Source organism: Devosia aurantiaca, from assembly GCF_011058215.1.
Lineage (GTDB): Bacteria > Pseudomonadota > Alphaproteobacteria > Rhizobiales > Devosiaceae > Devosia > Devosia aurantiaca.
Genome location: NZ_JAALFG010000001.1, coordinates 538,323 through 551,721, shown reverse-complemented (window position 1 = coordinate 551,721; position 13,399 = coordinate 538,323). Strand labels below are relative to the sequence as shown.

Below are 13,399 nucleotides of genomic sequence, written 5' to 3'. Positions count from 1 at the left end.
GCCCCTCCCCTCAAGGGGGGAGGGAGCCGAGGGCCGGCGGCCCGCGATGTCAAACGTACCGATTAACCAGGTTTTCGAGATATTCCTGGCGGCCGGACTTGGGCTGCGGGTTGATGTTGTCGGCTTCAACCTTGGCCGCGATGTCGGCGAGGCTGAGCTTGCCGCCCAGGATGTCGGCGCCGATGCCGGAATTCCACCCGTCGTAGCGGTCATCGAGGAGCTTGTCGAATTCGCCGTCCTCGATCAGCGCGGCAGCGCCCTTGAGGCCGCGGGCCAGCGTGTCTAGGCCGAGGATGTGGCCATGCAGCAGGTCGGCGGGGTCGAGCGACTGGCGGCGCACCTTGGCGTCGAAGTTGAAGCCGCCCTTGCCGAGGCCGCCTTGCTTCAAAATGTAGTAGAAGGCCAGCGCCATTTCGCCCGCATTGTTGGGGAAATGGTCGGTATCCCAGCCGGACTGGAGGTCGTTGCGGTTGGCGTCGACCGAGCCGAGCTGGCCGAGCGACGAGGCGACGGCGAGTTCGTGCTCGAAGCTATGGCCGGCAAGGAAGGCGTGGCCGACTTCGATATTGCACTTCACCTTCTTTTCGAGACCGTACTTCTGCAGGAAGCCATAAACGGTGGCGACGTCGAAATCGTACTGGTGCTTGGAGGGTTCCTGCGGCTTGGGCTCGATCAGGATCTGGCCGGTAAAGCCGATCTTTTCGGCATGCTCGATCACCAGCGTCAGGAAACGGGCCATCTGGTCCTGTTCCTGGCCGATCTTGGTGTTGAGCAGGGTTTCGTAACCTTCGCGGCCACCCCAGAGCACGTAGTTTTCGCCGCCCAGTTCATGGGTCAGCTCGAGCACGGTCTTCACCTGGCCGGCGGCATAGGCGAAGACGGCCGGATCGGGATTGGTCGCGGCACCGGCCATGTAGCGGCGGTTGGAAAAGAGGTTAGCCGTGCCCCAGAGGAGCTTCTTGCCGGTTTCCTGCATCTTTTGCGCAATGATGTCGCCGATGACGCGGAGGTTCTTGTTGCTCTCGGCCAGCGTTTCGCCTTCGGGCGCGACGTCAACGTCGTGGAACGCAAAGAAGGGCACGTCGATGAGGTTGAAGAATTCGAAGGCCACTTCGGCCTTGAGCTTGGCGCCTTCAAGACCCTTGTCGAACCAGGGACGATCGAATGTGCGGCCGCCGAACGGGTCGCCGCCTTCCTGCGCCAGCGTGTGCCAATAGGCGATGGCGGGGCGGATATGGTCTTCCATGCGCTTGCCGGCGACCAGTTCGTCCTTGTTGTAGTGGCGATAGGCCAGCGCATTCTTGCTGGACGTGCCTTCGAACTTGACCTGTTCCAGGCCCTTGAAAAAATCGCTCACGAACGTGCCTCCTCGATGGCGGGGTAGAGTGCGCGGTAGCGCGCATATTGATCGGAATAGGCGGCCGACAGGGATCGGTCGGGCGCAATGGTTGTCTTTATCGGCGGCATGGTCATGACGTCGGCCGGGTCGGCGCCGGTTGCCGCGCAAAGCCCGAGCCGCGCCGCGCCCAGCGCACCGCCAAAATCGCCGTCCTCGGGGAGGGCGATCTCCATGTCAAGATTGGTGGCCAGCATCTTGAGCCACAGGGCAGATTTCGACCCGCCACCAACCGCCAGGAGGCGGTCGATCCTTGTGCCGGCATCGGCGAGCACACGCTGGCAATCGCGCATGGCGAAGGTTACGCCTTCCATGACGGCCTGGGCCAACTGCGCGGTTTCGGTCGACTGGCTGAGGCCGGTGAAGGAGCCGCGCGCGCCAGCATTGTTATGTGGCGTCCGTTCGCCGGAAAGGTAGGGCAGGAAGATGGTTTCGCCCGGGCCCTTGAACTGCGCTTCGGCTTCGGCCGAAAGCTCGGCCTGCTTCTTGCCGGTGATGCGGCTGAGCCAATTCAGCGAATCGGTGGCCGAGAGGATGACGCCCATCTGGTGCCAGGTATCGGGGATAGCGTGGCAGAAGGCGTGGACGGCGCCTTCGGTATTGGGGCTGAAGCGGTCGTTGGAAACAAAGAGCACGCCGGAAGTGCCGAGCGACACGAAACCTTCGCCGGGGCGGATGGCGCCGATGCCGCAGGCGGCAGCAGCGTTGTCGCCGGCGCCGCCAGCAATCACCACCTTGCCCATGCCCCAGCGCGCGGCGAGTTCGGGCTTGAGCTCGGCGGCAATGGCCGAGCCTTCGACGAGGCGCGGCATGTGGGCGCGGCTAAGGCCAGTGACACCGAGCAGTTCATCGGACCAGTCGCGCTTCGCCACATCGAGCCACAATGTGCCGGCAGCGTCGGACATGTCTTCCACATGCTCGCCGCTCAGCAAAAGCCGCACATAGGATTTGGGCAGCAGAACTTTCTTGAGTTGGCGGTAGATGTCGGGCTCGTGCTTGCGGACCCAGGCGATTTTCGGTGCGGTGAAGCCGGGCATGGCGATGTTGCCGGCGAGGTCGCGCAGGTTGGGCAGCGCCGCTTCCATTTCGAGGCATTCGGCGGCGGAGCGGCCGTCGTTCCACAAAATAGCCGGGCGCAGGACCTCGTCGTTGTCGCCGAGCAGCGTTGCCCCATGCATGTGGCCGGAAAGGCCAATGCCCTTGACGGCAGCGAGTTCTGCCGGATGCTTGGCCTTGAGCGCGTCGATGGCACCGAGCGTGGCGGTCCACCAGTCCTGGGGGTTCTGTTCGGACCAGCCGGGATGCGGGCGGACGGGCTCAACCGCAGGGGCAGAAGCGTCGCCGATGGGCTTACCGACGTCGTCGATCAGCAGCGCCTTGACGCCGGACGTGCCGATATCAATGCCGAGAAATGTCATGAGGCACGTACCTCAAGAACCTTCATCACAAACATCGATCATCCTCCCTCGGCCTTTTGGCCGCGCCGCTTTTCGCATGGCGCTTACTTACCTGAGATTGTCGCGCAGGAAAATCCCAATTTCAATGGGGTTTGTTTCAGCGCTGCGGCCGGTGCCAAGGGCCAGGGCGCGGGCGGCGCTGATGGCTTCGCGAATTTCGCCGTCGGGGTTTTGGTCGAGCACGACGTCGATGGCGCCACTGCGGAGTCCGGCGCGCGTCGGGGCGGTCAATTCATGAGCAATGACGCGAAGATGGCTCGAACACCCGTTGCGCTCCAACGCTTCGACGAGGCCGGCATTGCCGGCGCCGAGATTGTAGAGGCCGGCAAGATCGGGGTGCTGGTCGAGGAGGCCGGTGACGATATCGCCTGTTTCGGCGCGCTCGTCGTGACCTTCGGCCAGGCCGATGATCTCGACGCTTTCGAACTCGGCGGCAAGCGCCGATTTGAAGCCTTCAAGCCGCTCGGCATGATCGCGCAGGTGAAGCGAGCCGGCGACGACCGCGACCTGGCCGCCACCCGGCAGGAAGCGACCGAGAAGGGAGGCTGCGGTGCGGCCGGCTGCGACATTGTCGATGCCTATGAAATTGCGCCGGGCTGAGCCGGGAAGGTCCGATACCAGGGTCATCACCGCAATGCCGCGGCGATGGGCGGCGTCGACGGCGGCGATGATTTCGGGCTCTTCGCTGGCAACGATCACTGCGCAGTCGCAGGCGCGCGGATCGAGGGCATCGAGGTTTTGCGCCAGAGCCAGGGCATCAAGCGCCCGCATGCGGCGGGTTTCAAGATGCATGCGATCGGCGAGGGCTGGGCCGAAGCGGCGGTCGACGGCAGCGGCAAGGCTGTCCATGAATTCGTTGGAGCCGTCGGGGATGAAGAAGATGACGTGGAGATCGCGAGCCCGCGCCATCAGCGAGGCATTGAGGTCGCGCGAAAAGCCGAGCTTGCTTATGGCGTCTTCGACTTTTTCCGCCGTAGCGGCGCGCACGCCGGGCCGGCCATTGAGCACCCGGTCGACCGTTGCCAGCGATACGCCCGCGGCTCGCGCAACATCGTGCACGGTGGCCCGGCGCCTTAAGCTTTCATCGGTCAACCTAGAACCCTCACCATCCGTCGCAAAGACTTGCGGGCGTTGCGCCCCACCGTCAAGTGCGCCGTTGCGAGCGGCGCATGATCGGGCTAGACCTCACGCCGCAATTGGGAGGGAAGAACATGGCTGTCACGGTTTCCGAATTCGGTACGTTCCGCGGCCAGCGGGTCGATCAGTTCCGGCTGGTGAGCGATACCGGGGTCGAGGTCGATATCATCTCCTATGGCGTCGTGGTGCGCGACTGGCGGGTGCCGGTTGCTGGGGGTACGCGTAGCGTGGTCCTCGGCTTTGACACGTTCGAGCCCTATCCCGAGCATTCGCCGCATTTCGGCTCGATCGCCGGGCGCGTCGCCAATCGCATCAAGGATGCAAGCTTTACGCTCGACGGCGTGAAGCACGAGCTCGTTGCCAACGAGGGATCGCTGACCCTGCATGGCGGTCCGGAGGGCTTGGGCCGGCAGGTGTGGAATGGGCAGGTCGACAGCGCCAACAACGCGGTGCGCTTTACCCATCATTCCCTGCATGGCGCCATGGGCTTTCCGGGGAGCGTCAATTTTTCGGCGACCTATACGCTCAAGGGCAACCGCTTGCGGCTCGAGCTCGATGCCACGACCGACCGGCCGACGCCGCTCAGCGTCGTGCAGCATCAGTATTTTAACCTCGGCACGACCGAAACGGTGCTCGATCACACGATCCAGGTGAACTCCTCGGCCTATTCCGAAGTCGGCCCCGACCTTTGCCCCACCGGCGCAATCCTCCCCTCGCGCGGCACCATCTATGACCTGCGCCAAGGGCGCACCATGCGCGATGCCCAGGGGCAGGGCGTGGACTACGATATCGGCATGATGCTCGACAGCGGCCGCAACAAGGCCGAGCCGATCGCAACCGTGGTCTCGCCGAACCAAGACCTCACCCTCAAGCTTTGGAGCGATCGGCCGGCTGTACAGGTCTATAATGGCGTCTGGACCGACGTTGCGGTGCCCGGTCTTGGCGGCAAGCGCTATGGCAAGTCGTCGGGCTTCTGCCTCGAGGATCAGATGCTGAGCGATGCGCTGCACAATCCCCATTTCCCCAACATCATCTATTCGCCCGAGCGCCCCTATTCGCATTGGAGCGAGTTCGAGATCGCGTAAGGCTTGGCAAAGGCTAGCAGTCTGCTAACCGATCGAATTTGGATGCGACGAAAAGCGAAGCGCGGGAGACGAAATGGATAAGACAGAGCGTCTTTTTTCCATCATGGACGCCCTCCGGCGTCATCGTCGGCCGATCACTGCCGCCGCGCTGGCCGAAGAGCAGAAAGTGTCGGTGCGCACGCTGTATCGGGATATCCAGACGCTGATCGGGCTGGGCGCGCCGATCGATGGCGAAGCGGGCGTCGGCTATATGCTGCGGCCTGGTTTTTCTTGCCGCCGCTGATGTTTAGCCCCGAGGAACTCGAGGCGCTGGTGCTGGGCGCACGTTGGGTCGAGACGCAGCCGGACGATGATCTTGGCGCGGCCGCCCGCAACGCACTGGCGAAGATCGCCACGGCGTCGCCGGAAGACCTGCGTGACCGGATCAGCGACACGGCGCTCTGGCCGATGGCGGTGTGGGGGCGAAGCAAGCGGCCCATTCCGGTCCTCGGCGACATTCGCCTCGCCATGCGGCAGGAGCGGGCGGTGCGGATCGATTATGAGGACGAGCAAGGCCGCTCGACGTCGCGGATTATCTGGCCGGTGGGGCTGGCTTTTTACGAGGGCAAGCAGACGATTGCTGCTTTTTGCCTGTTGCGGCAGGCGTTCCGCAGTTTCCGGACCGACCGCATCGGGCAGCTGGTGATCACCGAAGAGCGCTATGGCAAGCGCCGTGCGGTGCTGGAGCGGGAATGGCGTGACACCTGGCGCAATGAGGCGCAGGCGGCCGAGCTTTAGGTTTCACGTGAATCAGGAATGTGGATTCACGTGAAACAGTTATCCACAGGCTAAAGGCCGACGAGGCTTGCGAGGTCGCTGGGCTCGATAAAGCCTGTAGCCATGCCGGCCAGCCAGAGCAGGTGGACACCCGCCAGCAGCACAGTGGTGGCGACATAGCTCGATTTGCGCGTCTTGTGTCGGTAGACGGCCTGTCCGGCAAGCCCGCCAATGATGCCGAAGCAGAGGTCGACACCCAAGAGGGTCACCTCGCTGATGCGCCATTGATTCTGCTCGGCAAAATTCTTGTCCATGCCATAGAGCACGAACGCGACGCCGCCCATCGCGGCATAGATCAACCCCGTTTCCAACGGTATTTGGCCGAGGACGATGCCACCGATCAGAGCCAAGGCCATGATCCCCGCCACGGGCATGCGCCAGTCTAGCGGTCGCGCTTCCGGCGGCAGGCCGCGTTGCAAGACTTCACGTGTCGGACGGGGATGGCACCGGCGATGGCGACCATCATGGCCTGTAGTCGGCCTTCCCTGTCCTTGCTCGAGGTGAATGTCACGCGGTCCCCGGCTCGGGGGCGATTGACTATACGGGCAATGGAGGTGATGTGGACGAAATATCGAACGCCATCGTCCCCGGCGATGAAGCCGAAGCCGCGTTCATCATTCCATTGCACCAGTTCGCCGCTTAGCTTCATCTTGCCCCTCGCCACGGCAAAACTAGCCGCTGCGCGCTTAAAAAGTGCTGAGCGAAATGGCTAGAAAATCGACTGACGCAGTGGCAGCTTGATGGGCGATGCAAGGCCACGCTCGAGATCGGCCCAAAAGCCTTTGCGCAGTATTTCGGGAAAGACATGGCCTTGGGGCAGGGCATGGCGCGAAAACCAGCCGGCCTCGACGATGCTTTCGTTTTTTGCCGGATTGTTGCCGGTGTCGATTTCGCCTGAAAGGTAGTCGGCGACAAACCAGAATTTGACGGCACGGCCGGTGTTGTCGATGAGCTCATCGATATAGGCAAGGGTATGGGCGCGGACGCTGATGCCGGTTTCCTCTAACGCCTCGCGCTCGGCCGCCTGATGCAGCTCTTCGCTGCCCTCGACACCGCCGCCCGGCCCAGACCAGAAATCATGCCTGCCCGGCCGAAAGTGGCGGACAAGAAGAATACGGTCGTCGCGCAGGGCCAGCACACCGGCGGAAATGCGGTGCCTCATGCCGAGCCAAAATTGAGGCGATAACTCAGGGCCTCGGCAATGTGGGGGCGCGCGACTTTTTCGGAGCCCGCAAGATCGGCCAGGGTCCGGGCGACCTTGAGAACGCGATGATAGGCGCGGGCAGAAAGGTTGAAGCGTTCGGCCGCCTGCAGCAGCAGGCTCTGGCTTTCCCGATCAGGCTCGACCATGCGCTCGATCAGGGCTGAAGAGGCGGCAGCATTAGTGAGGATATCGGGATGACCGGCAGCTTCGTAGCGGTGACGTTGACGCTCCCGCGCAGCGGCGACGCGGCTGGCCACGGTAACGGACGGTTCGGGCGCAGCGCCGGCGACGATCATGTCACTGGCAGACACGGCGGGCACGTCGATGCGGATATCGATGCGATCGAGGAACGGCCCCGATATGCGGGCCTGGTAGTCTGTCGAACAGGCAGCGCCGCGCTTGCAGGTGTGGCCCGGCGTTCCCGCCATGCCGCATTTGCAAGGGTTCATCGCCGCAATCAACTGAAAGCGGCTGGGATAGGAGACGCGGGCATTGGCGCGCGCAATGACGGTTTCACCGCTTTCCAAGGGCTGGCGCAGGCTGTCGAGCACGCTGGGCTGGAATTCCGGCAGCTCATCGAGAAACAGTACGCCATTATGCGCCAAGCTCGCTTCGCCGGGCCGCACCTTTAAACCGCCACCGATCAAGGCGGCCATCGAGGCAGAATGATGCGGCGCGCGGAATGGGCGGCGATCGGACAAGGCTCCGCCGGCAAGTTCGCCCGCGATGGACTGGATCATCGATACATCCAGCAATTCGCGTGGCGTCAGCGGCGGCAGGATGGAAGGCAGGCGCGCGGCAAGCATGCTTTTACCGGCACCGGGTGGGCCGACCATAAGCAGATTATGGCCACCGGCAGCGGCGACTTCCAGCGCCCGCCGGGCCACGGCCTGGCCACGCACATCCATGAGGTCAGGCAGATCGCCTGCGGCCAGCAGCTGTTTGCCAGGCACGGGGCGGCCCTGCAGCTGGTGGCCGGTCAGGTGATTGACCAGCGCGAGAAGGAGTCGGCGGCAATAATGTCGACGTCTTCGCTGGCCCAGGCGGCTTCCGGCCCGGACAGTTTGGGACAGACGATGCCCAGTCCACGTCCATGAGCGGAAATCGCGGCCGGCAGGATGCCGCCGACATGGGCGAGGCGACCATCAAGGCCCAACTCGCCTAAGGCCAGATAGCCGTCCAGCGCATCTTGCGGAATGGCGCCGATGGCGCTCATCAGCGCGAGGGCGATCGGCAGGTCATAGTGACTGCCTTCCTTGGGCAGGTCGGCTGGCGCCAGATTGATGGTGATGCGCTTGGGGGCAGACCGAGACCCGAGGCGATCAGCGCCGCGCGGACGCGCTCGCCGCTTTCGCGCACGGCCTTGTCGCCCAGCCCGACGATGACCAAAGCGGGCAAGCCGGGGGCGATATGAGCCTGCACATCGACCGGCACGGCGTCGATACCCTGAAACGCTACCGTGGCTACGCGGGTGACCATGCCGCCTCCCAAATTCCTCATTAATTGGACGCTAGCAGAGCAAGAAAAGAACGTAAAGCGAACATATTAGAGTGCGTTAACCATGCCGCCTTCGAGTTTGGTTACCCTAAGGGCCCATTAACCGCGCCATGTTGATTCAATCCCAGTTTCGTCTTGCTGCAGAGTGCTCGGATTGATCATCGCTTCCCGGCTTGTCCGCTCCCTACCCGCCTTCGCCCGCGGTGCGATCCTTAGCTTGACCGTTGCGGCTCTGGCAGCTTGCGCCAGCGGTGGCGGACTTTATGGCGCCATTCCCGGTGACAACCGCCCGCACAAGGCCGTGGACCGGGCGCGGACCATGCCGATCCAGGGCATCGACGTGGCGCGCTATCAGGAAAACATCGATTTTCCGGCGGCACGTGCGGCCGGCATTCACTTCGTCTTCATGAAGGCAACGGAGGGGCGGGACTATGTGGACCCCTATTTCCGAAGCAATTGGGAGCGCGCCCGTACGTCGGGCATGGCGCATGGCGCTTATCACTTCATGACCTGGTGTTCGCTTGCTTCCGAGCAGGCCGCCTGGTTCATCCAGAACGTGCCGCAGGATCCGAGCGCACTGCCGCCGGTGCTCGATCTCGAATGGAACAACCATTCAAGCTGCAAGACCAAGCCGAACCGGGCCGATGCGCTGGAAAAGATCCGCGTCATGCTCGACGCCATGGAACGCCACACCGGCAAGCTGCCGATCATCTATACCGACATGAATTTCCACCGCGACGTGCTCGACGGCGAATATTTCCCCAATGCCTTCTGGCTGCGCTCGACCGCTGCCGAGCCGCATGAGCGCTACAACAACCGCCCCTGGACCTTCTGGCAGTATACGCAGACCGGCGTCGTCCGCGGCATCAAGGGCGAGGTCGACCGCAACGTCTTCTACGGCAACCAGGAAGATTGGCTGCGCTTCCTGTGGACCGGCTGCGATCCACGCGCCATTGCGGCGCTGCAGCCGACCGGACGCTGCCTGCCGGCGAAATAGCCAAGCAGCCGCCAGGATTTTTCTGAGGTTTTCATCTCCCGTGCATGCGCTAGTGTGCACGGGAGATTTGTTTTTAAGGGGTGGCACCAATGGGTAACGAATTCGGGCTCGACGGTCTCAGCATCTCGCTGCTGGTCTTGGGCATCCTATTTCTTCTGGTGCTGTTTGCCGGCGCCAAGACCGTGCCGCAGGGCTATAATTTCACCATCGAGCGCTTCGGCAAATATACAAGGACGCTGAAGCCCGGGCTCAACCTCATCGTCCCCTTCATCGACGTGATCGGCAAGCGCATCAATGTCATGGAGCAGGTGCTCGACGTTCCGCACCAGGAAGTCATCACCCGCGACAATGCAACGGTAACCGCCAATGGCGTGACCTTCTACCAGATCCTCGATGCGGCGGCCGCGGCCTATGAGGTGACCAATCTCGAAAACGCCATCCTCAACCTCACCATGACCAATATCCGCTCGGTCATGGGGTCGATGGATCTCGACGAGCTGTTGAGCCATCGCGACGAGATCAATGACCGGGTGCTGCGCGTGGTGGATACCGCGGTCTCCCCTGGGGCGTCAAGATTACCCGCATCGAGATCAAGGATATCGATCCGCCCAAGGACCTAGTCGAATCCATGGGCCGGCAGATGAAGGCGGAGCGTGAAAAGCGCGCCACAATTTTGGAGGCAGAAGGACGCCGGCAGGCCGCCATCCTCAAGGCCGAAGGCGAAAAGCAGGCGCAGGTGCTGGAAGCCGAGGGCCGGCGCGAGGCAGCCTTCCGCGATGCCGAAGCGCGCGAACGCGCGGCAGAAGCGGAGGCCAAGGCGACGCAGCTCGTTTCGGACGCCATTGCTTCCGGCAATGTGCAGGCGATCAACTATTTCGTCGCCAACAATTACATCGAGGCCCTGGGCAAGATTGCGACCTCGCCGAACCAAAAGGTGCTGATGCTGCCGGTGGAAGCCGCCAGCGTCATCGGCTCTATCGGTGGCATTGCCGAGATCGCGCGCGAAACCTTTAGCGGTGGCGCTTCGCCGCGGACGGTGCCGACGCCAGGCCGCCCGCCCAGCGTCGGGTCGACAGAGTGAGGTTCTGATGGAGGTGATCGGGTTTCTTGCCGAATATGGCGCCTGGAGCTGGATCGTCGCCGGACTGATCCTTTTGGCGCTCGAGCTTGTGGTGCCGGGCGGTTACCTGGTCTGGACCGGGGTAGCCGGGATCTTGACGGGGCTCATCACGCTTGTGCAGCAGCCGCCCTGGCCGGTGCAATGGCTGATCTTCGGCATCCTGTCCCTGGTGTCGATCCTGGCCTGGATCCGTATCTCGCGCAATCGGCAGGAAGAAAGCGACCGGCCGCTGCTCAACGAACGGACGCAGCAGTTTGTCGGGCAGGAAGCGGTGCTCGACCAGCCGCTGATCAACGGCTTTGGACGCCTGGCGTTGGGCGATACGGTGTGGCGCGTATCGGGACCGGACCTGCCGGCAGGGCAGCGGGTACGGATCGTCGGTGCCGATGGCAATGTCTTGCGGGTTGTGACGAGCTAAGCCGTTTCAAGGCTTCGTTAACTATAAGCTGAAAGGATCGCGGCGGGGCTTAAGGCTTCGCCCGGCGTGATTCCGCCGGGAGTTCGGCGGAGCGGCGCGTGACACGGCGACATCTGACATTGCTGACGCTGCTGACGGCCTCTACGCTGACTGGCACGGCCCTGGCCGATCCGCTCAAGCCGATATCGGAAGAGCGGTTGCGTCCCGGCCTTTACCCGGCAGCTCCAGTTCCGGAAGAATTTGCCGTTGCGCCGCCCGAGCCTGGCCATCCGCCCTTCGATCTCGACTGGTCGGTGGGGCTCAAGGGCACCTATACAAGCGCGAATACCGGCAACAGTTTCGTTTCGACGCTCAATCCGCGCTTCACGGCAACCCGTGACGGGTTGCGCGCCAATGTGGTGGTCGACGGTGTTGCCGAGATCGCCAAGCCCTGGCAGCCGCAGGGCGAGATGGAAGTTCCGGCGCTGCGCCTCGGCATCACCGCCACGGCGCCGATCGACAGCACCACGACGGGTTTTGCCAATGCGTCGCTGGCCCTCAACCAGCAGCTGCGCACCACGCCGGGCCTCGATCCGCTGATCATCCAGCCGCCTGAAGTGTTTACCGGCACGGCGGGCGTTGGCGTCGATCGCGCCTTCGGCAAGTTTACGCTTGCGGCACGCGGCACGGCCGAGCGCAACATCTTTGGCGCGACAACCCGGCGCGACACGGGTGTTACCGACAACACCGCATCTAATGTTTGGGAGCTCGATTCGAGCCTACGCCTCGGCTTTCAGGCAACGCCGATCATCGAAGTCTTTGCAGAAGCAAGCACGGGCCGCGACTATTTCGATAAGCCGTCGGATTTTGGCGTTCGCAGTGACGCGACGGACATCGCGCTCCGTGGCGGCGTGGCCGGCGAGTGGAACAGCGTGCTTTCCGCCAGCGCTTCAGCCGGATACGGCTACCACAATTTCGACGATGCAAGCCTCGCCGACGTGGCGACGCAGCTTTACGACGCCAGCATCACCTATCGGCCCGATCCGACGATCAGCCTGACGGCGCGATACAATACCAGCATAGAGCCGGTGGGCGCCGATGCACGTGGCACCGCGCGTATCTCGCAGACCGCGGTGGCCGACGTTTCCTATATCGCCAATTCCTGGCTGCGCCTGCGCGCTTCAGCCGATTGGGGCCGTTCGGCTCTGACCGGCAGCACCGAGACCGAACAGCGTTACGGCGCCGGGGCCGGCGCCGATTACAAGATCAATTCGCGCACTGCGGTTTCGGCCGACTATGGCTACCTCAACCGCGACAACTCTGTCACCGGAGTCGTCGACAGCCACACGGTCAGCTTGGGCCTGACGCTGCAGCGCTAGAGCTGGTCGCTGAGATCGAGGGCTCGCAGCTCCTTGAGGAAGCCGGGGCGGATATCTTCACGGTCGAGTGCGAAGACGACGTTGGCCGTAAGAAAGCCGAGCTTGGCGCCGCAATCGAACACCTTGCCCTCGTATTTGACGCCGGTGAACTTCTGCTGGTTCATCAGGTTCTGCATGGCGTCGGTGATCTGAATTTCGCCGCCGGCGCCTTGGTTGCTCAGCGAGGAGCGAAAAGATTTCGGGCTGGAGGATATAGCGGCCGGAAATGAAAAGGTTGGACGGAGCGTCCTCGCGCTTGGGCTTTTCTACCATGCCGTCGATGCGGAAACCGGTATCCGGACCCTCGCCGCGGACGACGACGCCATAGGAGGAGACGTCTTCCCAGGCGCATTCTTCGACGCCGATGATATTGCCGCCGGTCTCCTCATAGGCATCCATCATCTGCCGCAAAACGCCGGGCTTGGCGCGGAAGACCATGTCGGGCAGCAAGAGGGCGAAGGGTTGGTCGCCGACGATGTCGCGGGCGCACCAAACGGCGTGGCCAAGACCCAGGGGTTCCTGCTGGCGGGTGAAGCTGGTGCGGCCGGCCGAGGGCAGGTCCTTGCGCAATTCGTCGAGCGCGGGATGCTTGCCGCGGGCTTCAAGCGTTGCTTCGAGCTCGAACTGGCGATCGAAGTGATCCTCGATAACGCCCTTGTTGCGGCCGGTGACGAAAACGAAATGCTCGATGCCGGCTTCGCGCGCTTCATCCACCGCATATTGGATCAAGGGGCGGTCGACCACGGTCAACATTTCCTTGGGCATGGCCTTGGTCGCTGGAAGAAAGCGGGTGCCGAGGCCTGCAACGGGGAATACGGCGGTACGAACGCGCTTGGACAAAACTCACTCCTGGTGACACGGTGTCGGCGTAAATC

At 63.1% G+C, this 13,399-nt stretch carries 13 protein-coding genes and 3 pseudogenes; 7 read left to right on the top strand and 9 right to left on the bottom strand.

The annotated features are described in order from the left end of the window. Positions 1-49 precede the first annotated feature (49 nt). The 3 genes from xylA to G5575_RS02875 form a co-directional block, all read right to left on the bottom strand. The gene (gene xylA, locus G5575_RS02885) at positions 50-1,357 is read right to left on the bottom strand and encodes a xylose isomerase (RefSeq protein ID WP_164533010.1); all 1,308 of its coding nucleotides are present in this window, start codon (positions 1,355-1,357) and stop codon (positions 50-52) included. Further along, a complete protein-coding gene (xylB, locus tag G5575_RS02880) occupies positions 1,354-2,814 on the bottom strand; it encodes a xylulokinase (protein ID WP_164533009.1) in 1,461 nt (486 codons plus the stop codon). The genes xylA and xylB overlap by 4 nt, the downstream gene beginning before the upstream one ends. Positions 2,815-2,901: 87 nt before the next feature. Continuing rightward, positions 2,902-3,912, bottom strand: a complete 1,011-nt coding sequence (locus G5575_RS02875) for a LacI family DNA-binding transcriptional regulator (protein ID WP_164533008.1) — start codon at positions 3,910-3,912, stop codon at positions 2,902-2,904. 152 nt (positions 3,913-4,064) lie between these two features. On the opposite strand from G5575_RS02875, the gene G5575_RS02870 reads away from it, so the two are divergent. From G5575_RS02870 to G5575_RS02865, 3 genes are all read left to right on the top strand, one after another. Next, positions 4,065-5,075: an aldose epimerase family protein gene (locus tag G5575_RS02870; RefSeq protein ID WP_164533007.1), complete on the top strand. Its 1,011-nt coding sequence runs from the start codon at positions 4,065-4,067 to the stop codon at positions 5,073-5,075. A gap of 73 nt (positions 5,076-5,148) precedes the next feature. Next, positions 5,149-5,358 (top strand): helix-turn-helix transcriptional regulator, encoded by a 210-nt coding sequence (locus G5575_RS21440; protein ID WP_328765810.1) that lies wholly within the window; start codon positions 5,149-5,151, stop codon positions 5,356-5,358. Further along, on the top strand, positions 5,346-5,852 hold the full coding sequence (locus G5575_RS02865; RefSeq protein WP_328765809.1) for a helix-turn-helix transcriptional regulator: 507 nt from the start codon (positions 5,346-5,348) through the stop codon (positions 5,850-5,852). The genes G5575_RS21440 and G5575_RS02865 overlap by 13 nt, the downstream gene beginning before the upstream one ends. A 50-nt stretch (positions 5,853-5,902) precedes the next feature. Here G5575_RS02865 and G5575_RS02860 read toward each other — a convergent pair whose 3' ends face one another. The 5 genes and pseudogenes from G5575_RS02860 to G5575_RS19870 all read right to left on the bottom strand — a co-directional run bounded on the left by G5575_RS02860 (position 5,903) and on the right by G5575_RS19870 (position 8,574). Then, positions 5,903-6,265 carry a DUF1294 domain-containing protein gene (locus G5575_RS02860; RefSeq protein WP_207632977.1) on the bottom strand — a complete coding sequence of 121 codons (363 nt, stop codon included), beginning with the start codon at positions 6,263-6,265 and terminating at the stop codon, positions 5,903-5,905. A gap of 8 nt (positions 6,266-6,273) precedes the next feature. Beyond that, complete coding sequence (locus G5575_RS02855) at positions 6,274-6,540, bottom strand: cold-shock protein (protein ID WP_164533005.1); 267 nt, start codon at positions 6,538-6,540, stop codon at positions 6,274-6,276. A 60-nt stretch (positions 6,541-6,600) separates the two neighbouring features. Further along, positions 6,601-7,053 carry an NUDIX domain-containing protein gene (locus G5575_RS02850; protein ID WP_164533004.1) on the bottom strand — a complete coding sequence of 151 codons (453 nt, stop codon included), beginning with the start codon at positions 7,051-7,053 and terminating at the stop codon, positions 6,601-6,603. Next, the gene (locus tag G5575_RS19875) at positions 7,050-8,048 is read right to left on the bottom strand and encodes a YifB family Mg chelatase-like AAA ATPase (RefSeq protein WP_328765808.1); all 999 of its coding nucleotides are present in this window, start codon (positions 8,046-8,048) and stop codon (positions 7,050-7,052) included. The genes G5575_RS02850 and G5575_RS19875 overlap by 4 nt, the downstream gene beginning before the upstream one ends. A gap of 26 nt (positions 8,049-8,074) precedes the next feature. Next, positions 8,075-8,574: pseudogene (locus G5575_RS19870) on the bottom strand (magnesium chelatase domain-containing protein). A gap of 235 nt (positions 8,575-8,809) precedes the next feature. Between G5575_RS19870 and G5575_RS02840 the strand changes: the two are divergent. From G5575_RS02840 to G5575_RS02825, 4 genes and pseudogenes are all read left to right on the top strand, one after another. Further along, on the top strand, positions 8,810-9,589 hold the full coding sequence (locus tag G5575_RS02840) for a glycoside hydrolase family 25 protein (RefSeq protein ID WP_235935530.1): 780 nt from the start codon (positions 8,810-8,812) through the stop codon (positions 9,587-9,589). A gap of 89 nt (positions 9,590-9,678) precedes the next feature. Beyond that, positions 9,679-10,670 (top strand): annotated as a pseudogene (locus tag G5575_RS02835) (SPFH domain-containing protein). Positions 10,671-10,677: 7 nt separating this feature from the next. Continuing rightward, the gene (locus G5575_RS02830; protein ID WP_164533003.1) at positions 10,678-11,127 is read left to right on the top strand and encodes an NfeD family protein; all 450 of its coding nucleotides are present in this window, start codon (positions 10,678-10,680) and stop codon (positions 11,125-11,127) included. Between the two features lie 98 nt (positions 11,128-11,225). Beyond that, positions 11,226-12,485, top strand: coding sequence for an outer membrane beta-barrel protein (locus G5575_RS02825; RefSeq protein WP_164533002.1), 1,260 nt, complete (start codon positions 11,226-11,228; stop codon positions 12,483-12,485). Here the strand turns inward: G5575_RS02825 and galU are convergent. Continuing rightward, positions 12,482-13,364 (bottom strand): annotated as a pseudogene (gene galU, locus G5575_RS02820) (UTP--glucose-1-phosphate uridylyltransferase GalU). The gene G5575_RS02825 and the pseudogene galU overlap by 4 nt on opposite strands. Positions 13,365-13,399: the final 35 nt, after the last annotated feature.

Bases quoted from the DNA above. Each gene is read 5' to 3' on its own strand.
- G5575_RS02860 (WP_207632977.1), bottom strand. From the start codon at position 6,265: ATGCCCGTGGCGGGGATCATGGCCTTGGCTCTGATCGGTGGCATCGTC.
- G5575_RS21440 (WP_328765810.1), top strand. From the start codon at position 5,149: ATGGATAAGACAGAGCGTCTTTTTTCCATCATGGACGCCCTCCGGCGT.
- G5575_RS02870 (WP_164533007.1), top strand. From the start codon at position 4,065: ATGGCTGTCACGGTTTCCGAATTCGGTACGTTCCGCGGCCAGCGGGTC.
- xylB (WP_164533009.1), bottom strand. From the start codon at position 2,814: ATGACATTTCTCGGCATTGATATCGGCACGTCCGGCGTCAAGGCGCTG.
- G5575_RS02830 (WP_164533003.1), top strand. From the start codon at position 10,678: ATGGAGGTGATCGGGTTTCTTGCCGAATATGGCGCCTGGAGCTGGATC.
- G5575_RS02855 (WP_164533005.1), bottom strand. From the start codon at position 6,540: ATGAAGCTAAGCGGCGAACTGGTGCAATGGAATGATGAACGCGGCTTC.
- G5575_RS02850 (WP_164533004.1), bottom strand. From the start codon at position 7,053: ATGAGGCACCGCATTTCCGCCGGTGTGCTGGCCCTGCGCGACGACCGT.